Origin of the sequence: Hymenobacter cavernae (genome assembly GCF_014641455.1) — a bacterium.
GTDB classification, from domain to species: Bacteria; Bacteroidota; Bacteroidia; order Cytophagales; family Hymenobacteraceae; genus Hymenobacter; species Hymenobacter cavernae.
Genome location: NZ_BMHT01000004.1, coordinates 572,110 through 594,615 on the forward strand (window position 1 = coordinate 572,110; position 22,506 = coordinate 594,615).

General features: G+C 58.8%; 11 protein-coding genes. 8 read left to right on the top strand and 3 right to left on the bottom strand.

Features of this window, described 5'->3' with window-relative positions:
- Positions 1-266: 266 nt before the first annotated feature.
- The gene (tkt, locus tag IEX74_RS13375) at positions 267-2,324 is read right to left on the bottom strand and encodes a transketolase (RefSeq protein ID WP_188814481.1); all 2,058 of its coding nucleotides are present in this window, start codon (positions 2,322-2,324) and stop codon (positions 267-269) included.
- Between the two features lie 379 nt (positions 2,325-2,703).
- On the opposite strand from tkt, the gene IEX74_RS13380 reads away from it, so the two are divergent.
- On the top strand, positions 2,704-3,351 hold the full coding sequence (locus IEX74_RS13380) for a 3'-5' exonuclease (RefSeq protein WP_188814482.1): 648 nt from the start codon (positions 2,704-2,706) through the stop codon (positions 3,349-3,351).
- Between the two features lie 4 nt (positions 3,352-3,355).
- Here the strand turns inward: IEX74_RS13380 and IEX74_RS13385 are convergent, their stop codons facing one another.
- The gene (locus tag IEX74_RS13385; RefSeq protein WP_188814483.1) at positions 3,356-5,533 is read right to left on the bottom strand and encodes a tetratricopeptide repeat protein; all 2,178 of its coding nucleotides are present in this window, start codon (positions 5,531-5,533) and stop codon (positions 3,356-3,358) included.
- Between the two features lie 349 nt (positions 5,534-5,882).
- Here IEX74_RS13385 and IEX74_RS13390 point away from each other — a divergent pair, with 349 nt between their 5' ends.
- Positions 5,883-7,790, top strand: a complete 1,908-nt coding sequence (locus tag IEX74_RS13390; RefSeq protein WP_188814484.1) for a DUF294 nucleotidyltransferase-like domain-containing protein — start codon at positions 5,883-5,885, stop codon at positions 7,788-7,790.
- 107 nt (positions 7,791-7,897) lie between these two features.
- Here the strand turns inward: IEX74_RS13390 and IEX74_RS13395 are convergent, their stop codons facing one another.
- Positions 7,898-8,287, bottom strand: coding sequence for a hypothetical protein (locus tag IEX74_RS13395; protein WP_188814485.1), 390 nt, complete (start codon positions 8,285-8,287; stop codon positions 7,898-7,900).
- Positions 8,288-9,070: 783 nt separating this feature from the next.
- On the opposite strand from IEX74_RS13395, the gene IEX74_RS13400 reads away from it, so the two are divergent.
- From IEX74_RS13400 to IEX74_RS13425, 6 genes are all read left to right on the top strand, one after another.
- Positions 9,071-12,121, top strand: a complete 3,051-nt coding sequence (locus tag IEX74_RS13400; protein ID WP_229755277.1) for a SusC/RagA family TonB-linked outer membrane protein — start codon at positions 9,071-9,073, stop codon at positions 12,119-12,121.
- A 113-nt stretch (positions 12,122-12,234) separates the two neighbouring features.
- Positions 12,235-13,950 (top strand): RagB/SusD family nutrient uptake outer membrane protein, encoded by a 1,716-nt coding sequence (locus IEX74_RS13405; RefSeq protein WP_188814487.1) that lies wholly within the window; start codon positions 12,235-12,237, stop codon positions 13,948-13,950.
- A gap of 105 nt (positions 13,951-14,055) precedes the next feature.
- Positions 14,056-17,208: a SusC/RagA family TonB-linked outer membrane protein gene (locus tag IEX74_RS13410; RefSeq protein ID WP_188814488.1), complete on the top strand. Its 3,153-nt coding sequence runs from the start codon at positions 14,056-14,058 to the stop codon at positions 17,206-17,208.
- A 133-nt stretch (positions 17,209-17,341) separates the two neighbouring features.
- Positions 17,342-19,105 carry a RagB/SusD family nutrient uptake outer membrane protein gene (locus tag IEX74_RS13415; protein ID WP_188814489.1) on the top strand — a complete coding sequence of 588 codons (1,764 nt, stop codon included), beginning with the start codon at positions 17,342-17,344 and terminating at the stop codon, positions 19,103-19,105.
- A 103-nt stretch (positions 19,106-19,208) separates the two neighbouring features.
- Entirely contained in the window at positions 19,209-21,074 is a 1,866-nt protein-coding gene (locus IEX74_RS13420) for a glycoside hydrolase family 35 protein (RefSeq protein WP_229755278.1), read from the top strand.
- A gap of 87 nt (positions 21,075-21,161) precedes the next feature.
- Positions 21,162-22,316: a glycoside hydrolase family 43 protein gene (locus IEX74_RS13425; protein ID WP_188814490.1), complete on the top strand. Its 1,155-nt coding sequence runs from the start codon at positions 21,162-21,164 to the stop codon at positions 22,314-22,316.
- Positions 22,317-22,506 lie beyond the last annotated feature (190 nt).

Genomic DNA, 22,506 nt, shown 5'->3' on the forward strand with positions numbered 1-22,506 from the left:
AAAGTACATTGTCTTTTTTCTAGTTTGAATTAGACGATTTATACTGTTCGTAAAATCGTTAAGCGGTCATGCTTGATTTAGCGTGCTGCTGTTGAACTATGTAGAGACGCAATATTTTGCGTCTCCTCGTTGAACGACCGGCTAGAAGAACCTAGGTAAACAACATCAGCAACGAGGAGACGCAAAATGTTGCGTCTCTACATGGTTCAACGAAGCGGTGAGATGCTTCGGCAAGCGCAGTATGACGTTCTGCTAACCTAGGTTCCTTACGAAACCACCTGCTTCTTGTCTTCTTCGGCGGGCTGATCTTGCAGAACGGTGTGCGCCACCTCCACTACATTCTTCACCGTGAAGCCAAACTCCTCAAACAGGAACTCCGCCGGCGCCGATTCGCCGAAGCGGTTCATGCTGATGCTCGTGCCTTCGTCGGTAACGTATTTGGCCCAACCAATCGGCGAACCTGCCTCAATGGAAACGCGCTTGCGCACCGTAGGCGGCAGCACTTGTTGCTGGTAGGCTTTATCCTGTTTCTCAAACAGTTCCCACGAAGGCATGCTCACCACGCGGGTCGCAATTCCCTCGCCTTGCAGCGCCTTTTGCGACTCCAAAGCCAGGCCCACTTCCGAGCCGGTAGCGATAAGGATTAGCTTGGGCGTGCCGCCATCGGCTTCGCTCAGAATGTAAGCGCCTTTGGCTACACCTTCGCGGGCCGAACCTAGGACAGTTTGGTCGAAAATCGGCAGCTTCTGGCGCGACAGGATCAGGCACACGGGCGACTTCGGCGTCGTCATGGCGATGCGCCAGGCTTCGGTGGTTTCGTTGGCGTCGCCGGGGCGCAGTACCACTACGTTGGGCAGCGTGCGCAGCGACACCACCTGCTCAATGGGCTGGTGAGTCGGGCCGTCTTCGCCCAGGCCAATGCTGTCGTGGGTGAACACGAACGTGGAGGCCGACTCGGCTAGGGCCGTGAGGCGGATGGCACCGCGCATGTAGTCGGAGAAGGTGAGGAACGTGCCGCCGTAGGTGCGCAGGCCGGCGTGGTGGGCAATGCCATTCATGATGCCGCCCATGGCGTGCTCGCGCACCCCAAACCAGATGTTGCTGCGCTCGTAGTGGCCGGGCTGGAACGAGTCGTCGCCCGACTTGTCCATCTCGTTCGACGAAGCTAGGTCGGCCGAGCCGCCGAACATAAACGGCACTGATTTCTTCAAGGCAGTCAGCGCTTTGCCGGAAGCCTGGCGGGTAGCCAGCTCGCCATCGGCGGGCGTATACACCGGCAGGTCTTTGTCCCAGCCGTCGGGCAAGTCGCCGTTAAAGGAAACGTGGAACTGCTGCGCTTCCGTTTGGAATTGCTGCTCGTACTGCTTGAATTTCTCGTCCCACTGCTTTTGCAGCTCGGTACCTTGCTGACCGGGCGCGCGCAGGTGCTCATATACTTCATCGGGCACGACAAACGTAGCTTCGGGGTCCCAGCCGTAGAACTCCTTGGTTTTCTTAACATTGTCAGGACCTAGGGGGCTGCCGTGCGACTTGCTGGTGCCGGCCAGCGGCGAGCCGAAGCCGATAATGGTTTTCACCGCAATAATCGACGGCTTGTCCTTTACCTCTTGGGCAGCCCTGATGGCGGCTTCAATTTCGTCGAGGTTATTGCCGTCGGCCACATGCTGGGTGTGCCAGCCGTAGGCGTCGAAGCGCTTCATGGCGTCTTCGGTGTAGGAGAGGTTGGTGGGACCGTCGAGCGAGATATTGTTGTCGTCGTAGAGGTAGATGAGCTTACCGAGCTGCAAGTGACCTGCCAGCGAAGCTGCCTCCGAAGCAATACCTTCCATCAGGTCGCCGTCGCTGACGATAGAGTAGGTGTAGTGGTCCTGAATATCCTCAAAGCCTGGCTTGTTGTACACGGCAGCCAGGTGCGCTTCGGCCATGGCCATGCCCACACCGTTGGCGAAGCCCTGACCTAGGGGGCCAGTCGTTACTTCCACGCCGGGCGTCACGTTCGACTCGGGGTGGCCGGGCGTGCGGGCGCCGTGCTGACGGAACTGCTTCAGCTCGTCCATCGGCAAATCGTAGCCATAGAGGTGCAGCAGGCTGTAGAGCAGCGCCGAGCCGTGGCCGGCCGACAGCACAAACCGGTCGCGGTTGGGCCATTTTGGGTCTTGGGGGTTGAAGCGCAAAAAGCGCGACCACAGCACGTAAGCCATCGGGGCGGCGCCCAGCGGCAGACCAGGGTGACCTGAGTTCGCCTTTTGCACCATATCGACCGACAATAATCGGATGGTATCGACGCTAAGCTGTTCCAGGGAGGTGGTGGTTGTAGAAGCCATGAAAAGAGAAATGAGTTGATTAGAAAGGCGTTGGCTGGGAAGAAAAGCGGAGCGGACTAGCTGACCAGGGCTGAGGCAGCCGCTAGCCTGCTTACCTAGCATGCGTACGTAATGGAGCCGCTCCCGTTCGAAAACCGGATGAGGTCGGCAAAGTAGGCAATCTTGGTAAGTAGCACAATCTACGGCGTAGATCAGCACAAACGTTTGTGTTATTCCCGAAATCTAAACCTTTGCTTTTTGGTTAAGCAGTACAAGGACACCGGCAAATACCTAGGTGTCTGAAGGCAAAAAGATAGATGTTGCTGCTACCTTCGTCGGGCGGAGCACCGGGCGCTTCCCTTTGCGGCCATGTTCATGGCGTATCCTAGCTTTTAGGTTTGTGAGAGAGTTTTTGCTATTCGTCGATACGGAAACGTCGGGGCTGCCCACCGACTGGAGCCAGCCGTATGCGGCCGAGCAGAACTGGCCTTACATCGTGCAGCTGGCCTGGGTGATCTACACCAAAGACGGACAGCAGGTGAAAGCCGAAAACCACTACCTGCCGCTTCCCGACGGCGTGCAGATCAGTCCCGGCTCACTGCGCGTACACGGCCTCACGCCTGATTTTCTGCGCGTTAATGGGCAGGATCGGGCCTCGGTGATGCAGCGGCTGCACGACGACCTGGCGCACTACCAGCCGATGGTGGTCGCGCATTTTATGGAGCTGGATCTGCACATGATCGGGGCCGGCTTCTACCGCTTGCACCTCGATAATCCGTTGCAGAGGCTGCCCACTTTCTGCACGATGAAGCTCACGGAAGGATTTATCCGGCCGGCCGGGCAGCGCTACTTGTCGCTGGGCGAGCTGTACAAACGCTTGTTTCAGGAGCCGCTGCTGCACCAGCACGATGCCTGGGTCGATGCGCAGGCGGCGGCGCGGTGTTTCTTTGAGCTGCAACGCAAGGGCGACATCACCGAGCAAGTCATTGCGCATCAGCAGCTACCGCCCGTTCCGACGGAAACGCGCCGCCCCTGGTGGCGCTTCTGAAAACCTAGATTTCGGTTTGATCTTCGGCCGGTTGGCGGGGCACTACGCACGTAAACGCCGTAAATTCTCCTTCCTCACTGATAAACGTGAGAGAGCCGCCGTAGCCTTTGGTGATGATGTCGTAGCTGAGCGACAAACCCAGGCCGGTGCCTTCGCCGGGCGGCTTGGTGGTGAAAAAAGGTTGAAAAATCTTCTCGCCGATGGCCGGCGCAACCCCGATGCCGTTGTCGCGGATCTGAATTTCAACCTGTGTACCTAGGTCACGGGTAGTCAGCACGATTTCCGGCTGGTAAGCGGCGCCGAGCTGCTTTTGCTTTTCGGCGGTGGCGTAGCAGGCGTTGGCAAACAGGTTCAGTAGCGCCTGCGTGATGTCGGAGGCAATGCCGCTGACCGAACCTAGGTTGGGCGCCAGGTGCAAAGCCAGCTTTGCCTTGAAGTGGCTGTTTTTGGTGCGCGCGCCCTGATACGCCAGGCGCCAGGCTTCCTGCGCCAGGGCATTCACGTCGAGCAACTGATGCTGGCCGGCGCCGGAGCGCGAGTGCGCCAGCATGTTCTTCACAATGCCGTCGGCGCGCTGCCCGTGCTGATGAATCTTCTGCTGGTTCTGCGTTAAATCCTGGAGTAATTCGGTAATCAGCGGCTGGCCCTTCGAGGAAATGTTTTCTTGCGCCAGCTCCGTGGCTAGCTCGGCGGCCAGCTCAACGCTCACTTCCGCAAAGTTGTTGATGAAATTCAGCGGGTTCTGGATTTCGTGGGCCACGCCGGCCGTCAGCTCGCCCAACGAAGCCATTTTCTCGCGCTGAATTAATTGGTTCTGAGTGGCTTTTAGCTGCGTCAGGGTGCGGTTGAGGTTGTCGCGCTGCTGGGCAATCTGGTCGTTCTTGGCGTTCAGGCGTTGGTTGGCGCGCTGCTTGAGCACCACGTTGCGCCACAGCAGGCCGGCCACCAGCACCACACTACCTAGGCCGGCCAGCAAAGCATACAACTGCTGGCGCTGCCGGATGCTTTGCTGGGCCTGCAACTGGCGGGTTTTGGTGAGAAGCGCAATCTGCGCCTGCTTTTTATCCAGCTCGTAGCCGTAGCGCAAGGCGCTGGTTTTGCGCTGCGTTTCTTCTCCCTTCAGCGTGTCGGAGTAAGCCATGTAGAGGCGCTGGTGCCGATACGCTTCGGTAAAGTTGCCGCGCTGCGCGTAAGCCTGTGCCAACAACTTGTTAGCATCCTGTAAGTTAGTCTGGCTACGCGCTTGCTGGCTAAGCTGTAGCGCATGCCGGGCCAGCGTCAGCGCACTATCGAGCTGGTGCGTATGGAGGTAGAGCTTGGCCAGAATCAACTCCGCGTTAGGTAAGATGTAGGTGTCCTGTGCGGCGTGGGCGCGGGCCCGCGCTTGCCCGCTGTAGACCCGCGCCTGCGCGTAATTGCCTTGACTCCAATACGCATCGGCCAAATTGACCAAGGCCACAGTTTCGCTCTGCTGATCTTGCTGCTCACGAGCGATTTGTAAGGCCTGTTGGAAATAGCGGAGAGCTAAGCGCCAGTTTTTCTGTTCCTGATAAACGGTGCCTAGCTCGGTCGCAGCACTAATAGTTACCTGTGGATCTTTCCCTTCGCCATTACGCAGGGCGGCTTTCAGCATAGGAATTGCCGCGTTGTGGTCGCCCAGGCGAGCGTAGAGCGAACCTAAGGTTGCTTGCAGACGGGTCTGTGTCATGACGGCGCCAGTTTGCTCCGCCAAAGGCAGGCCCCGCAGGCCCGCGTTGATGGCCTGCGCGAAATTTCCCTGAATCAGATCAATCAGACTCAATTCCAGATATACCTGGCTTAGGCCGCGGCGGTTAGCCTGCCGCACAAACAGCCGTTGCGCCTGCTGAGCGTAGTGCCGCGCTTGCTCGTAGTTGGTCTGCCGGCGCGCCAGCGTACTTAGCAAAAGCAGCGCACGGGTTTGTCCCTTCACATCCCCGAGCTGCTGGGCTAGGGTTAGGGCTTGCCGGGTAATAACCAACGACTGTGGCAAATCGGGTGCGGCCAAAGCGAGGGCCAGGGCCTGCAAGCGGCGTACCCTGGTGGTATCGGGTTGAGGATGAGCTTGTACAAGCTGGCGTAGGCTATCGGCCTTCCGGTTTTGAGCGGGTAGCGCAGGCGCCATTATCAGAATCAGCAGAAATAATAAAAGCAGGCGGCGCATACGTGGAGTGGTCCGTAGCTAAAGGGGGATAGTAGGAACTATATTATTCATAATAGTACATATTTTATTGGTATAGTGCAGGTTGGTTGATGAATTGCTTGCTTTTCGGCTGGCTGCCGGCTAAGTGCGTAGCGCGCCCGTTATCTATCTGCGCCAAGCTCACAAGCTTATTCTGTCAAAACCAAGACGATGCTGCTGGCTTTGGTAAACCATGTACCTTGCCACCTAGGTCGCATCATTTGTGCTCCGACTTACGCCTGCGAAGTATATAGCCTGCTACTTATTCCTGAAATTGCGCTGGCGTACACTGCGCCTTTTTCCTCCCCGAACCCCCTTAGACCTCTGCTCCATGAACGAGGACCGCTTAGCTTTTCTGAAAACGGTACCGCCCTTCAACGTGCTGCCCGACGACGTGCTGGAAGGAGTGGTCGATTTGCTGAAAGAAGTGCATCATCCCAAAGAAGGCATGATCTACTTGCAGGATGAGACCAAGATGCGCGGCGTGGAAATCATTGTGGAAGGCGAGTACGAAACCTTCTTCTATGATAGCGAGCAGAACAAGCGCGTGCTGGAGTATTATCGGCGCGGCTCCTGCTACGGCGGCGTGTCTATCTTACTGAATAAGAAGCGCTCTATCCGCACCGTCATTGCCAAGAAAGGCACCGTGGTGTACTTCCTGCACCGCCACGATTTTCGGGAGTTGTGCCAGGCGTACGAAAGCTTCTTCCACTACTTCACGGCCCGCTACGGCGAGCGCATGCTCGATGATGAGTACGCGCATTTTGTGAAGCCTTCCCGCGCACCCGAGGAAAACGCTATTGCCTCCGACCAATTCTACTCCCGGCGGCTGGAAGCTATTGAGTTTCGGGATCTGATAACCTGTCGGCAGGATGCCCCCGTGTACGAAGCGGCTCGCAACATGGCCGAGGGCAAAACCAGCTGCCTGTTTGTGACCGATGCCCAGGAAAATGTTATCGGCTACGTGACGGATATTACCCTGCGCGACAACGTGGTAGCCCGCCAGACTGCCACCGATGCGCCGGTAGCGAGCATCATGGATACGCCGGTGGTTTCTATCGAGAGCACCGCGTACGTGTATGAGGCGCTACTGCTGATGTTTCGCACCAAAACCCGCTACTTGCTCATCAGCAGGGCGGGGAGCTACATTGGGTTCATTAGCCGCAACAAGCTGCTGAGTGACCAGGGTCAGTCGCCGTTCGTGTTCATTCAGTCGGTGCGGCAGGCACTGTCGGTCAATGAGTTGAAGCGTCGCTGGGAGGAGGTGCCCAAGATGGTGTACCAGCTGCTGAACCGCGGCGTGCGGGCCGAAATCGTGAACCAGGTAATTACGGCCGTGACGGACACCATTGCCCTGCGCGTCATTGAAGGCGTGGTGGTGGAAATGGGGCCGCCGCCGGCCAAGTTCGTGTTTATGGTGCTTGGCAGCGAAGGCCGCAAAGAGCAAACCCTGCTCACCGACCAGGACAACGCCATCATCTACGAAGACAAAGCCAACGAGCAGCGCGAGCTGGTGCGCGAGTACTTCCTGCGCTTTGCCGAAATCATTTCTGATCGGCTTAACTCCATTGGGTTCAGCTTCTGTGAGGGCGGCTACATGGCCAAAAACCCCAAGTGGACGCACTCCCTTTCGCACTGGAAGCGCAACTATCTGGAATGGATGGCCGAGTCGAACCCTGATAAGGTGATGAAGTTTTCGGCCTTCTTCGATTGCCGCTACCTCTACGGCGACCCGAATATCATGGTCGAGCTCAAGGAGTTTCTGAACCAGGAAATGCAGCGCCCCCTGGACAGCTTCTTCCTGCACATGACCAACAACGCCCTGCAATACGAGCCGCCACTGACGTTCTTCCGCAACTTCCGCACCTTCACCATCGGCAATCAGCAGGTGTTCAACCTGAAGAAAACCATGACGCCCATCGTGGATCTGGTGCGGGTGTACGCGCTCAAGCACCGTATCTTCCTGACCAACACGGGCGAACGGCTGGAAGCCTTGCAACAACAGCACGTCTTCACCCAAAAAGAGTATCAGGAACTATTGCAAGCCTATTATTACCTGATGGGCATGCGCCTGAAAAAGCAAGCCATCCAGATCATCAACGACCGCACCGCGCCCGATAATTACCTGGACCCCAACAAGCTGACGAAAGTGGAGCAGGTAACCTTGAAAGAAATTTTCAAGGTTATTTCCGACTTCCAGGTGCGCATCAAGGTTGGTTTTACGAAGTCATTGTATTAACCTAGCTTCCTGGCCCCAGGCCCAGGGTTGAACCCCCTGGCTATTTAGTGGGAGAAGAACTACTCGCTACGTATCCCAGGGTTTCAACCCTGGGATACCGGGGCCTATCAATGCACGATGCGCAGCTCGTAGTCGACAGCGCCATCGAGGGCGGTGACAGTGAAGGCGCCCACACGGCTGGGGCCGTACCCTAGGTTTACCTTCACAAACTCGTCGCGCACGGGCAGCAGCTCCAGAACCTCCTGGCGCAAAGCCTCGAGGTCCTCGTGCATGTTCTGAAGTTTTTGCTGCACCTCGTCGGCTTCTTGGTCGAAGCTGCCGGTGGCGGGCCGCTGGTCAAACTCGGCCTCTGCTTCGGCTATTTTTGCCTCCGTGACGGGCAGGTTGCGGGCCGCTACCGTCGCTTTTCGCAGCTCTTCTTCGGCCGCCAGGTAGGCAATAACTTTTTGCTCAAGCGGTATCAGCGCAGGGTCTAGGTATTCGAGATTACTGGACATAGGGGAGAGGCGGAAAGAAATATATCGTCAAGCCCAACAACGCAAACCGGGCGGGCAAGGATGCACTGAGCACCAGGAAACCAGCGCAGCCAGGCTTTAGTGTGTTGGCCTAACAGCTAAGTAGTAACTAGCTGCTGAGCCGTAGCAACAGCCTTGCGAGAGCTACTCGCAAACGTTTGCGTGTTCAAAGACAAGCACACTATTTTTCACCATGATTGTTTTAATAATCTAACTAGCTATCAGCATATTACCATAAAGCAGGAGGCCATTTACACAGGCTGCGGGGGTTTGCAATAGACTAATTTAACCCCGCTTTTCGCTTGAAATGCCCCCTGCTAGGAGGCGAAACAAGCTCTACTTTCGTCTTGCAGAGTCACTTGGCTAAGAGCCCGTTTGAGGCTGGAAACAAGGTGCTCGATCTACTTGCTGGACCAGTACAAAAGATTAGAAGCTGTTTACGTCTGATTTTAAATACTAAAGCCTGGAAACGTTTCCAGACAGGAGGAAAAGCATTGATTAGCCTGCAAATCAGTTCTCCTTTTCTAAATGGCTCAGGCTTCCTGGCTGTGTCAGGTAAGCCGATACTTTAATGTGAACCGCTTCTAAGAGTCGAACTATCCTTGACTGCAAGTTGCTGCCACCTGCACAGCAGCACTACGGTTACTTGTAGTTAAGCGGTGAGTAAAGTTCCGTTGCCTACCTAGCTTTCTCAGTTCTCCCTACTATATGATAAAACCTTTACACCGAAGGGGCTTCCGACGTTTGCTCTTGCTTGCGGCTGGTATGGCTGGCAGCAACTACGTGCTGGCCCAAACCTCACCAACGCAGGCGCCGATTGTGGCCCCTGCCACCAACGCGCCGGCTCCTGCCTCCACGCCAGGTACGCCACCCGAGCTAGCTAAGCCTCCCATACCGACGGTGTTTACGGCTTCCGTCACCGATGAAAACGGCGAGCCGCTGACGGGTGTGCACCTGGCTAATGAGAGCGGCTCGATTGCGGCGGTAACCGATTCGGTAGGCCAAGCGGAAATGCCGGGCATCAACGCGGGCGAAACGCTGCTGCTGAGCGTAGAGAATTCGGTGGTGCGGCGCTTCGTGGCAGGCGCCGACCAGAAGCCGATTATCGCCCTCGACACGAAGAACGCGGCCGTGGCGCGGCTCAAGCCGGTGCGGCTGCTGTTTAATACATCCATCCGGCCCGACTTAACGGCAGCTTCCACACAATCGATTTACTACCGCGACTTGCAGAAGTTTCCGGTAACTACCTTCCTCAATGCGCTGGCCGGCCAAGCGGCGGGTGTGCAGGCCATTCAGCTGTCGGGGCGCCCCAGCGACGACTTTTCGGTGGTCTCGGTGCTAGGGTGGAACCCCACCATTGTGATTGATGGCATTGCGCGGTCCAGCAGCTCCCTGGACCCGGTTACCTCGTTCGACTTAGAGGAAATTGAGTCGGTGACGGTGCTGAAGGATGCGCTGTCGACCGCCATGCTAGGGGTGCGCAACACCAACGGCGGCATTCTGAACGTGACCACGCGCCGGGGCACGCCGGGCCAGCCGCGGATTTCCTTTACGGTGCAATCGGCTACGCAGCAACCGCTTAAGTTCCCGAAAGCCCTTGATGCCTACGACTACGCTACCCTCTACAACGAGGCCCGGGTGAACGACGGCCTCGCGCCGGTATACACCCAGGCCGACCTGGCCTTGTACCAAAACGGGCAGGACCCCATCGGCCACCCCAACGTGAACTGGCGCGATCAGGTGCTGAAAAAGTCGTCGCAACTCAATCGATACACCTTTAGCGCGAGCGGCGGCAATCAGTTCTCGAAGTACTTCGTGTCGTTGGAGCACCTGAGCCAGTCGGGCCTGCTGCAAACCAGCGACATCAATAAGTACAACACCAGCAACGACTACAAAGCCTACACGGTCCGCTCGAACATCGACCTGCAGCTGAGCAAGAAGCTGACCGGCGGCATCCGCCTGCTGGGGCGCATCCTGAACGGCAACGACGCGGGTTCGACCACAACCACCATCCTGTCGTCGCTGCTGAATACGCCGGCCAACGCCTACCCGGTTTTCAATACCAACGGCTCGTACGGCGGCACCCAGCAGTTTCAAAACAACCTCTACGCGCAGACAGTAGGCTCGGGCTACCGCCAGAACTACAAGCGAAACGTCATTGCCGACTTCTACCTGCAACGCTCGCTCGATGAGCTGACGCCCGGCCTGTTTGTGCGGGGCACTGGCTCGTACTACGCCAGCCTGTCGGAGAACATTGCGCGCAACAAGACGTTTGCCACTTTCCTGCAAACCACGCCGGCCACCGGCAACCCCACTTACCAGCAGTTTGGCACCAACGGCGACCAGGCTAATGGCAACAGCATCTCTTACCAGAGCAACACCACGTACCTGGAAGCGGCCCTGGGCTACAACCGGCAGTTTGCCGCGCACGGGCTGAATGCCATTGTGGTCGGCAGCCGCCAATCGGCCAATACCGACTCCGATCTGCCATACACGGTAACGGGTTTGTCGGGTCGGTTTTCGTACAACTACCAGCAGAAATACGTGGCGGAGCTGGCTTTCGGTCTGAACGGCTCGAACCGCTACCCCGACAACGGCAGCACCAAATACGGCTTCTTCCCGGCGGCGGGCCTGGCCTGGAACATCTCGCGGGAGAGCTTCCTGGAGTCGCAGAAGTGGCTGTCGTTTCTGAAGCTGTACACCTCCATTGGCCTAACGGGCAACGACAACCCCGGCTACTTCAGCTACATCCAAACCTACTTCGACACGCCCGCTGTGTACTTCGGCACGGGTGCTGGCACGCAAAGCGCCAACACCGAACAGGTTTTGGCTACCATCGATCGCACCTGGGAGAAGGCCCGCAAGCTGACCCTAGGTGTGCAGGGCGCCGTGCTCGACAACCACCTAGGTTTTACCCTGGAGTACTACAACTCGCTCTACTACGACATGCTCCAGCAGCGCGGGCGCAGCACCACGCTGCTGGGCCAGCTCTACCCCGACGAGAACATCGGCCGCTACCACTTCTACGGCGTGACCGGCCAGCTGACGTACCAGCAGTCGTTTGGCAACCTAGGTTTGTTTGCCACTGCCAACATCGGCGTGCAGAATTCGCGGGTACTTTCCATTGACGAGGTGTACCGCCCCTACGAATGGATGCAGCGAACCGGACAGCCTGTAGGTCAGAGCTTTGGCTACGTGGCGGAAGGCTTGTTCCAGAACGCGGCCGATGTAGCCGGCCACGCCACGACCGTAGGCTACACGCCCCAGCCCGGCGACATCAAGTACAAAGACCTGAATGGCGACGGCATCATCGATCAGTTCGACCAGGCGGCTATCGGCTCCACCAAGCCCTCGATTCCATTCGGCGTCACGGTGGGCGCACGCTGGAAGGGCTTCGACTTCTCGGTGCTGCTGCAAGGCGTGCTCAACCGGCAGGTGTACCTGCAGGGTAACAGCGAATATGCCTTCCAGAACAACGGCTTCGGCGGCGCCTTCGAGCAGCACCTCGACCGCTGGACGCCCAGCAACCCCAACGCCACCTACCCGCGCGTGGGCCTGGGCAACAACCTCAACAACTTCGCCACCTCCAGCTTCTGGCTGCACAACAACAATTACATGCGCCTGAAGAACGTGGAGCTAGGCTATACGTTCCCGCTGAACCTCAGCCAGCGGGCGCGGGTGCAAGGTGTGCGGCTGTTCTTCAACGCCACGAACTTGCTGACCTTCAGTCAGTACGACCGCATCGACCCGGAAGTGTACAACGCGGCTTATCCCATTCAGCGCCTGCTCAACCTAGGTCTCAACATCAAGCTATAGTTTTTTTAGCTGGTAGCTATTGGCTGTTAGCTGCTAGCTTTTTTCAGCCGGTATCTTCCCCATAATAGCTACCAGCTAACAGCTAAAAAAACTATAGCCAAGAGCTTCAGCATATGAATCAAAAGCTACTCATTCCTTTGGCGGCCCTGGTGCTGGCCCTGGGTACCACTGCTTGCAAGAAAGATCCCGAAACCGAGCCGCGCTACCTCATCACCGATGAGCTGGAGTGGGACAACGCCGACAAGAACGCGACCCTGGCGCAGTGGTTTCTCAACGACCTGTACTCGTATCTGCCCGGTGGCTTCAACCGCGTGGGCACGGGTACGGACCCCGGCGACTTTCTCGACGCTGCCTCCGGCGATGCGTTGCCCTCGCGCAACAACCGGCCGGTGGAATATTACCTCACCGGCACGGTGAGCGTGGTCAATAACCCGGATGCGTATTGGAGTTCGGCCTACGCGGCCGTCCGGCGGACCAACATCTTCCTGGCCAACGTTGACAAGGTGCCGGCGACGGCTGCTAACCTAGGCTTGTGGAAGGCTGAGGCGCGCTTCATCCGGGCCATGATGTACTTCGAACTGGTGAAGCGCTACGGCGGCGTGCCGCTCATCGGCGACAAGGTGTTTACCCTCACCGATGATCTCGCGCTGCCGCGCAACACCTACGAGGAGTGCGTCAACTACATCGTGAGCGAGTGCGACGCCATCAAGGGCGACCTGCGCAAAGACGCGAGCCTGGCCGACGCCGATTGGGGCCGCATCACGCAGGGCTGCGCCATTGCACTTAAGGGCCGGATGCTGCTCTACGCGGCTAGCCCGCTGTTCAACGGGGGCGGCGTAAACGGGGCCGGCGCGTTGCAGGGCTATCCTTCATACGACGCCAACCGCTGGCAAAAGGTGCTCGACGCGGCGCAGGAGCTGGTGGGCCTCAACTACTTCGCCCTGCAAACCTCGACTTCGGCGGCGCCGGCGGCTTACCTGAGCGTGTTCACGACGAAGCGTAACCGGGAAATCATCTTGGGCAAGCAGGTAGCGAACAGCACCCTCATCGAGCAGTACAACACGCCTATCGGCTACAACTCGGCCAGCATTAGCAGCCTGGGGCTCACCAGCCCGACCCAGGATTTTGTGGATGCCTTTCCGACCAACGCGGGGGCGGCCGTTTCGACCACGGGTGCCGTTTCCTACATCAACCGCGACCCGCGCCTGGCCGCTACGGTATTCACCAACGGCACTAAGTGGCTGAACCGCAACGTCGAAACGTTCACGGGTGGCCTCGACCGGCCGGGCGGCAGCGCCGTGCAGACCCGCACCGGCTACTACCTTCGCAAGTTTATGGGCGACTTCACCAGCGCCACGGCCTTCTCGAACACTAGCCACAACTTCCCCATTTTCCGCTACGCCGAAACGCTTCTCAACGCCGCCGAGGCGCTTAACGAGCTAGGTCGCACCGAGGACGCCATGCAGCGCATCTTCGCGATTCGGCAGCGGGCGGGCATTACGGCCGGTTCGCCGGCGCGATACGGCGTGAAGCTAGGTATCAGCCAGAGCGAGGCCCGCGACTTGATCCGCAACGAGCGCCGCATTGAGCTGAGCTTCGAGGAGCACCGCTTCTGGGACGTGCGCCGCTGGAAAATTGCCGAAACTGCGCTGAGCGGCCCACTCTACGGCGTGCAGATTACCAGGGAAGGCACCGCTGCCAACCCAACTTACATCTACACGCGCCAGCAGGTAGCCACCATGACCTTCCAACCTAGGTTGTACTACCTGCCGCTGCCCTACGACGAGACCACCAAGAACCTGAACCTGACACAAAACCCCGGCTGGTGATTTTCAAGCTGTTAGCTGCTGGCTAGTAGCGGTTAGCTTCTTTTTGAGCTGACTTCTGATAAAGCCAGCAGCTAACAGCAAGCCGCTAACAGCTAACAGATGATCATGAAAAAAATTCTACTCTTTCTATGGTTGACCCTGGGCGTGGCTACGCAGCTAGCCTACGCGCAGGGTCGGGTGGTGCAGGGCGTGGTGCGCGACCTTCAAGGGCCCGTGCCGGGCGTATCGGTGTACGAAAAAGACACGCCTGCCAATGGCATTGCCACCGACGGGGAAGGCCGCTACCGCCTCACCCTCAAGGGTAAAAGCGGGGTGCTGGTATTTCGCTCCGTGAGCTATAAGCTCAGCGAGGTGCAGGTGGGCACCCGCACGGTCGTCAATGTGACGATGGAATCGACGGAACAAGAGCTAGGTGAAGTAACCGTGGTGGGCTTCGGCGAACAGCGCAAAATCACCCAAACCGGCTCGGTGAGCCAGGTAAGCGGCCGCGAAATTCGCGAAAACCCTTCAGCCAGCTTGCAGAACGCGCTGGTGGGTCGTCTGCCGGGCTTCTTCTCCCAGCAGTCGTCGGGCCAGCCGGGTGCCGATGGCGCCGCGTTCTTCATCCGGGGCGTGAGCAGCTACAACTCGAACAACCAGCCGCTTATCATCGTTGATGACATCCAGTATTCCTACGATCAGTTTGCCCGCCTCGACCCCAACGAAATCGAGAGCCTGGCAATTCTGAAAGATGCCGCTACCACAGCCATTTACGGGGTGCGCGGGGCCAACGGCGTTATCGTAGTCACCACCCGGCGGGGCAAAGATGGTCCGCCCCAGATTACGGCTAGGGTCGAGTCGGGCTTGGCGCAACCCACCAAGATTCCGCACTACTTGGATGCTTACCAGAGCGCCTCGCTCTACAACCAGGCCCAGGTAAACGACAACAATGCCAACCCGGTGGCGGGCTTCAAGCCGCGCTTCTCCGACGCCGACCTGCAAGCCTTCAAAGACGGCTCCGACCCCTACGGCCACCCCAACGTGGACTGGCGCAAGGTGCTGTTCCGCAACTGGAGCCAGCAGTACAAGGCCAACATCGACCTTTCTGGCGGCTCGCCCCGCGTGAAGTATTTCACCTCGGTGGGCTACTTGTTTCAGAACGGCATGCTGAATGATTTCAGCAAGAACACCGGGGTAAACAACAACTACTACCAGAAGCGCTACAACTACCGCTCGAACCTGGACATCAACGTGACCAAAGGCATGGACCTGCGCGTGGACGTGTACGGCAACTTTGCTCAGGTGAACACGCCCTCAGTGAACAGCCCCAACAGCATCAACTCGCCCTACGGCGACGTATTTTACGACTACAGCAGCTTTGCTACCCTAGCTCCGTTTGCCTATTCCATCTACAACCCCGACGGGACGTATGGCTACAGCAAATGGTCGCGGGATGTGAACTCGGCCTACAACGTGAACAACGTGGTGGGCCGCCTCACCAACAACGGCTACTACCGCAACTTCGAGAACAACATCAACGGCGTCCTCTCGCTCAAGCAGGACCTAGGTGTATTCACCGACCGGCTCAAGGGCCTTACGGCAACGGGGCGGGTGGCCTACACCAGCAACTACTACTACACGCGTTCCATGACGCGCAACTCGTTTCCGTCGTTTATCTACTCGCCCGGCACGGAAACCTACGAGCCCCGCGACGTGAACGTGTACCGCACCCAGCGCTACTTCGCCGGCTACGACACGCGCAGCACCTCGCGCGTGGTCAACCTGCAAGCCATCCTGAATTACGACCGCACGTTTGGCAAGCACCACGTTTCGGGGCTGGCTCTGTACAACCGCAACTCCAACACCGCCGCCAACAGCAACAACGTCTACAACTTCATTCCGGCCAACTTCCTGGGCTACTCGCTGCGCCTGGGCTACGACTACGCCGACCGCTACCTGTTTCAGATCAATGCCGGCTACAACGGCTCCGACCGTTTCAGCGCGGCGAACCGCTACGGGCTGTTCCCGGCCGTGTCGGCGGGCTGGAACATTGCCGAAGAAAGCTTTTTCAAGCGCGCCTTGCCGGTGTTTGATGTGCTGAAAATACGTGGCTCGTACGGCCTGGTGGGCAACGACGCGCTGGGTTCGGGCTACAGCTACTACTACCAGCAGAACTACGCCAACGGCAACAGTACCAACGGCAACCCCAGCACCACCTTCAACACGGGCATCACCAGCACGCCGCAAGCTGGCGTTGCGGAAGGCACCCTGGCCAACAACAACGTAACCTGGGAAAAGGAGAAAAAACTCGACGTAGCGTTGGAGTTCCGGCTGCTGAACAACACTCTTTCCGGCAGCGTCGACTACTTCCGCAACAACCGCTACGACATTCTTACCACGCGCGGCACCGTGTCGGGCATCTTCGGCCAGACCTTGCCGCCGGTGAACCTAGGTCGGGTACGCAACCAAGGCATTGAGCTGGAGCTAGGGTATCAGAGCCCGCTGTCGCGCGATTTCTCCTACTTTATTAAGGGGAACTACTCGCTGGCCAAGAACCGCATCCTCTTCCAGGACGAGCCCAAAAACCAGTACAGCTACCAGAACTTCACCGGCCACAGCATCGGCCAGCAGCGGGTGTACATCTATGACGGCTTCTACAGCCAGGCCGACATTGCCAGCTCCGACGTGCCCAAGCCCGCTACCGGCGCTCAGCCCGGCGACCTGAAGTACAAGGATCTGAACAACGACGGCAAGATTGACTCCTACGACCAATCGGTGACCGGCTACCCGAGCTTGCCCAATACCACCTATGGCGTCAACCTAGGTATGCGCTACAAGGGCTTTAGCGTCAGCGTGCTGTTTCAGGGTGCCAGCAACTTCAACGTGGCGGCCGGGGCCGAAGCCATCAAAGCATTTGGCGCCAACCTGACCGACATCCACACCAAAGCCTGGACCCCCGAGCTGGGCGACGATGCCGCGTACCCGCGCCTGACGTTGCTGGGCGGCATCAGCGACCCGCTGAACCGCTCCACTTTCTGGCAGATTTCGGGCAACTTCCTCCGCCTCAAAAACGCGCAGATCAACTACGACATTCCCAACACCCTCACGCGCAAAGTGGGCATTCCGGCAGCCCGCGTGTACGCCAACGGCACCAACCTGCTTACCTGGACAGCCGCCAGCAAGCTCTACGACTTCGACCCCGAAATCACCCTAAACACGGCCCGCACGATTTACCCGCCTCAGCGGCTCATCAACCTAGGTCTGAGTGTGACTTTTTGAGGTGAGCTAGTGAGATGGTGAAATGGTGAGTCTGACGCGTAAACTGCGCGCATTGCTCGAATGGAGCAAACAGAGCCTGCACTCCCATTTCATAACTCGCTGTTTCACTACTTACTGCTTTTCTGCACTTTGTATGAAAAAACTACTTATACTACTGCTGGGCGTCACGGCGATGCTGAGTGCCTGTAAGAAAGACGACTTTCTGGAGCCCAAAACCAGTGCGCTGACCGAACAAACGGTATTCAGCGACAGCACGCGCACCATGGCCTTCCTGAGCCGCATCTACGCCGACGCGGGGTTTAGCTTCCAGAAGCTGCGCTGGTCGAACCACGGCAACACCGAACTCGCCACCGACGACGCGGAGTACGTCTTTTCAGGTACGGGGCAGGTGGCCGTGCAGCTCTACAGCGGCATCGTGACGCCGCTCGCCTTCATGGGCAACGGCACGGCGTTTTCGACCAGTGACGCCAGCGACTTTTGGGTGACGCCCTGGGCCAACATCCGGCGCGTAAACCTGCTGATGAGTCAGCTGCCCCGCACGCCGCTGTCGAAGAAGATGCAGGCCAGGGTGACGGCGGAAGCCCGTTTCCTGCGGGCATGGTACTACCACTATCTGCTGGTGACCTTCGGCGGCGTGCCGATCGTCGGGGATAAGGTATATGGCATTGAAGATGTGATTGATATGCCGCGCACGTCTTACGCCGACGGCATCGACTACCTGACCGCGGAGCTGGACGAAATTGCTCCGCAGCTGCCCATCGCCGCCGAGTATTCGGCGCCCGACTACGGCCGCGTTACGCGTGGCGCCTGCCTGGCCCTGAAGAGTCGCATTCTGCTTCAGGCGGCCAGCCCGCTCTTCAACGGCGGCGCCGAAACCAGCGATGCTTCGCTGGCCGCGCTGGTAAGCTACCCCAGCACCGACCCGAGCCGCTGGCAGAAAGCCGCCGATGCCGCCAAGGCCGTTATCGACCTAGGTACTTATTCGCTGAACGAAGACAACGTGACTAAGCCCGGCTACGGCTTCTACTCCGTTTTTCTGCGGCGCGTAAACTCCGAGTACATCTTCGCTTACCACCGCCCCGCCAACAAGGATATGGAGCTGTACTACAACCCGTCTACGCGGGGCGGGAACAAGTACTCGATGCCGACGCAGAACATCGTGGATGCCTTCCCGATGCGCAACGGCAAGGCCATCACCGACCCCACTTCGGGCTACAACGCGGCCAACCCCTACGTCGGGCGCGACCCGCGCTTCAACTACACCATTATCTACAACGGCTCGTCGTACTACCTGTCGTCGGCGGGGCGGGCCGCGCCGGTGTACACCTACGAGGGCGCACCCACCGATGGCTTCGACGTCACGACTTCCGCCACGGGCTACTACGGCCGCAAGATGTGCGACTCGACCACCTCGCAGGGCGGCGGCTCGAACACCGAGCGCAGCTGGCCGCTGATCCGCTTAGCGGAGGTGAAGCTCAACTACGCCGAAGCCCTCAACGAGCTAGGTCGCACAGAAGATGCTATGGCGCAGATCTTTGATATTCGGCGCCGGGCCGGCATCACGCCCGGTTCGCCGGCGCGCTACGGCATCAAGTCCGGCATCAGCCAAAGCGAGGCCCGCGAGCTGATCCGCAACGAGCGCCACATCGAGCTAGCCTACGAAGACCACCGCTGGAACGACATTCGCCGCTGGAAAACGGCCATGGTAATCAGCAATGCCTACAACAACCGCATGCGCATCACCAACCGGGGCACAACCGCCGCGCCGGGCCCTTACACCTACAACGTGGTGCCCACGATTCGCCGCCACAACTTCCGCCCCGAAATGTACCTGCTGCCCATCCCGGACGCCGAAATCCGCAAGGTGCCGCAGATGCGCCAAAACCCGGGGTGGTAGGGGAGTAGCTGAGTAACTGCGTAATGACGTTCAACCATTTACTCAATTACTCAGCTACTCACTTACTCTAAACAGCCAAGCCAACTAAGTAACGCTAGACCTAATGGTGAAGTATTTTATGGGCGCCTGCCTGCTGGGCAGCCTGGGCCTGACGACCGCGCCGGTCTTTTATCCGACCCCAACCAAACCGGCCCAACACACCTTTAGCCTCAGCAGCGAAAACTTCCTGCTCGATGGCAAGCCGTTTCAGATGATATCGGGCGAGCTGCACTACCCGCGCATTCCGCGGGAAGCGTGGCGGGCCCGCATGAAGATGGCCAAAGCCATGGGGCTGAACACGATAGGCACCTACGTGTTCTGGAATGTGCACGAGCCCCAGCCGGGCAAATACGACTTCAGCGGCAACAACGACGTGGCTGCTTTTGTGAAGATGGCCCAGGAAGAAGGCCTGTGGGTGGTGCTGCGACCTAGCCCCTACGTGTGCGCCGAATGGGAGTTTGGCGGCTACCCGTACTGGCTGCAAAACGTGCCCGGCCTGAAGGTGCGCAGCCAGGAGCCGCAGTACGTGGCCGCCTACAAGCGCTACATCGAGGCGGTGGGCAAGCAGCTCGCCCCGTTGCAAGTCAACCACGGCGGACCGGTGCTGATGGTGCAGGTGGAAAACGAATACGGCTCGTACGGCAACGACAAGGAATACCTAGCCCTAAATAAAAAGCTGTTTGAACAGGCCGGTTTCGATGGCCTGCTCTACACCTGCGACCCCGCCCGCGACGTGGCGGCTGGCCACCTGCCCGGCCTGCTACCGGGGGTCAATGGCATAGACAAGCCCCGGCAGATTCGCAAAATCGTGCAGGCCAACCACGAGGGCAAAGGCCCTTACTACGTGGCCGAATGGTACCCGGCCTGGTTTGACTGGTGGGGCACGCGCCACCATACCGTGCCGCTGGAAAAATACACGCCGGGGCTGGACTCGGTGCTGCGTGCGGGTATGTCGATCAACATGTACATGTTTCACGGCGGCACCACGCGCGACTTCATGAACGGGGCCAACTACAAGGGCGACACCTCGCACTACGAGCCCCAGATCAGCAGCTACGACTACGACGCCCCGCTGGATGAGGCGGGCAACGCCACGGCCAAGTTCCGGGCTTTCCGCGAGGTCATTGCTCGGTACCGTCCTGCCAGTCAACCCTTGCCGCCGGTGCCCGCTGCCAAGCCCAGCACGATGCTGCCCGCCATGCAGCTGACTCGCAGCGCCAGTCTGCTCGACCGCCTGCCCACGCCCGTGACCAGTGCCAGGCCGCTCACCTTCGAGCAGTTGAAGCAAGCCTACGGCTTCGTGCTGTACCGCACAACGGTGCCGGGTGGTGGCAGCAAAATGCTGAAGATTAACGCGTTGCGCGACTACGCTGTGGTGCTGGTGAATGGCAAGCGCGTGGGTACCCTCGACCGCCGCCAGAACCAAGATAGTATGCGCGTAGCATTGCCCGCCGGGCAGGTGCAGCTTGATATCTTGGTGGAGAACCTAGGTCGCATCAACTTTGGTAAGTATCTGCTGGAGAACAACAAAGGCATCACGAAGAGCGTGAGCCTCGACAGACGTGAACTGACCAGCTGGCGCATGTACGGGCTGCCCTTCAATCAGGCGCCTACGGTTGAGAAGGTCATCGGCACGGCGCCAGTTGCCAGCAGCGCGCCGGTGCTGCGCTCGACCACGTTCACCGTCGCCGCGCCCACCGATACTTACCTCGACATGCGCGCCTGGGGCAAGGGCAGCGTGTGGGTGAACGGCCACAACCTAGGTCGGTACTGGGCTATCGGCCCGCAGCAAACCATCTACGTGCCGGCCGAGTGGCTCAGGAAGGGCGCCAACGACATCACGGTGCTAGAGCTGCTCAAGCCGCAACAAAGCACCCTCACCACGCTCGACCATCCGATTCTCAGCGAGTTGCGCCAGATAATCAATTGATAACGCAGCGCGGGCTTTGTAGTCCGCGTTTGCTGATTTCCACGCGCGGGCTGCAAAGTCCGGCTACTCATAAACAAGCGTTGTAGTATGAAAAAGACTCTCCTTGGGCTACTGTTGACGTTGGCTAGCGCAACCCAGGCGCAGCAGAAGCTGACCGCTTTCGAGCCTGGCAAGGTGTGGCCCGATGACAAGGGTACCCACCTTAATGCTCACGGCGCGGGCGTGCTCTACGACAAGGGCCGCTACTACTTGTTCGGCGAGCACAAGATTGCCGGACCTAGGGGCAACAGCGCGCAAGTCGGGGTCCACTGCTATTCTTCCACCGACCTCTACAACTGGAAGGATGAAGGTATTGCTCTAACGGTTGCGCCCGAGGGCTCTGGCTCCGAGATTGAGAAAGGCAGCGTCATCGAGCGACCCAAGGTGGTGTTCAACAAGAAGACCGGCAAGTACGTGATGTGGTTTCACCTGGAGCTGAAGGGCAAAGGCTACAGCGCTGCCCGCACGGCCGTAGCCGTGAGCGACAAAGCTACCGGCCCTTACGCCTACATGCGCTCGTACCGGCCGGGCGCGGGGCAGTGGCCCCTAGGTTTCAAGGAAGAATGGAAGCAACCGGCGCCCAACGAGGCTAACCTGAAATGGTGGACGCCGGAGTGGCGCAAAGCCGTGACGGAGGGCCTGTTTGTCCGGCGCGACTTGCAGCCGGGTCAGATGGCCCGCGACATGACCGTGTTTGTTGACGATGATGGTAAAGCGTACAACATTCATTCTTCGGAAGAAAACCTGACGCTGCACGTAGCCGAGCTGACTGACGACTACCAAGGCTTTACGGGCCGTTGGAACACCATCGCGCCAGCGGGCCACAACGAAGCGCCGGCGTTGTGCAAGCGCAACGGCAAGTACTACCTCATCACCTCGGGGTGTACCGGTTGGGCCCCGAATGCGGCGCGTTCGTTCGTCTCTTCCTCCATCTGGGGGCCGTGGCAGCAGCTCGGCAACCCTGCTACCGGACCCGACGCCGACTCGACCTATCACTCGCAGAGCACCTACATCCTGCCGGTGGCAGGCAAGAAAAACGCCTTCATTTTTATGGCTGACCGCTGGACGCCCAAGAACCCCATTGAGGGCGGCTACATCTGGCTGCCGCTCAGCTTTGAGGGCGACCAGCCCCGCTTGCAATGGGCCGACCGCTGGAACCTAGGTGTGTTCGACCAGCCCAAAAAGGCAGCCGTTGCGCAGTAGCACAGCGCCGCCCAGAAGGACCCACTGGGCTATAAGCAGGCGGAGTAGGGGAGAGTGAATTTGTCCCCGGTTTATGCTCAAAACGTCCCTGCTATTCGACCTGCAAGGTGCATACTTTCGAGAAGCCGTAGAAAAGTGGGCGACACTTACCGGGTTGCCACTATACGAAATCCATCATTTACCCTCAATA

Excerpts from the sequence above, each read along its gene's own strand:
- IEX74_RS13385 (WP_188814483.1), bottom strand. The coding sequence starts at position 5,533 with ATGCGCCGCCTGCTTTTATTATTTCTGCTGATTCTGATAATGGCGCCT.
- IEX74_RS13390 (WP_188814484.1), top strand. The coding sequence starts at position 5,883 with ATGAACGAGGACCGCTTAGCTTTTCTGAAAACGGTACCGCCCTTCAAC.
- IEX74_RS13415 (WP_188814489.1), top strand. The coding sequence starts at position 17,342 with ATGAAAAAACTACTTATACTACTGCTGGGCGTCACGGCGATGCTGAGT.
- IEX74_RS13425 (WP_188814490.1), top strand. The coding sequence starts at position 21,162 with ATGAAAAAGACTCTCCTTGGGCTACTGTTGACGTTGGCTAGCGCAACC.
- IEX74_RS13405 (WP_188814487.1), top strand. The coding sequence starts at position 12,235 with ATGAATCAAAAGCTACTCATTCCTTTGGCGGCCCTGGTGCTGGCCCTG.
- tkt (WP_188814481.1), bottom strand. The coding sequence starts at position 2,324 with ATGGCTTCTACAACCACCACCTCCCTGGAACAGCTTAGCGTCGATACC.
- IEX74_RS13395 (WP_188814485.1), bottom strand. The coding sequence starts at position 8,287 with ATGTCCAGTAATCTCGAATACCTAGACCCTGCGCTGATACCGCTTGAG.
- IEX74_RS13410 (WP_188814488.1), top strand. The coding sequence starts at position 14,056 with ATGAAAAAAATTCTACTCTTTCTATGGTTGACCCTGGGCGTGGCTACG.
- IEX74_RS13420 (WP_229755278.1), top strand. The coding sequence starts at position 19,209 with ATGGTGAAGTATTTTATGGGCGCCTGCCTGCTGGGCAGCCTGGGCCTG.
- IEX74_RS13400 (WP_229755277.1), top strand. The coding sequence starts at position 9,071 with ATGGCTGGCAGCAACTACGTGCTGGCCCAAACCTCACCAACGCAGGCG.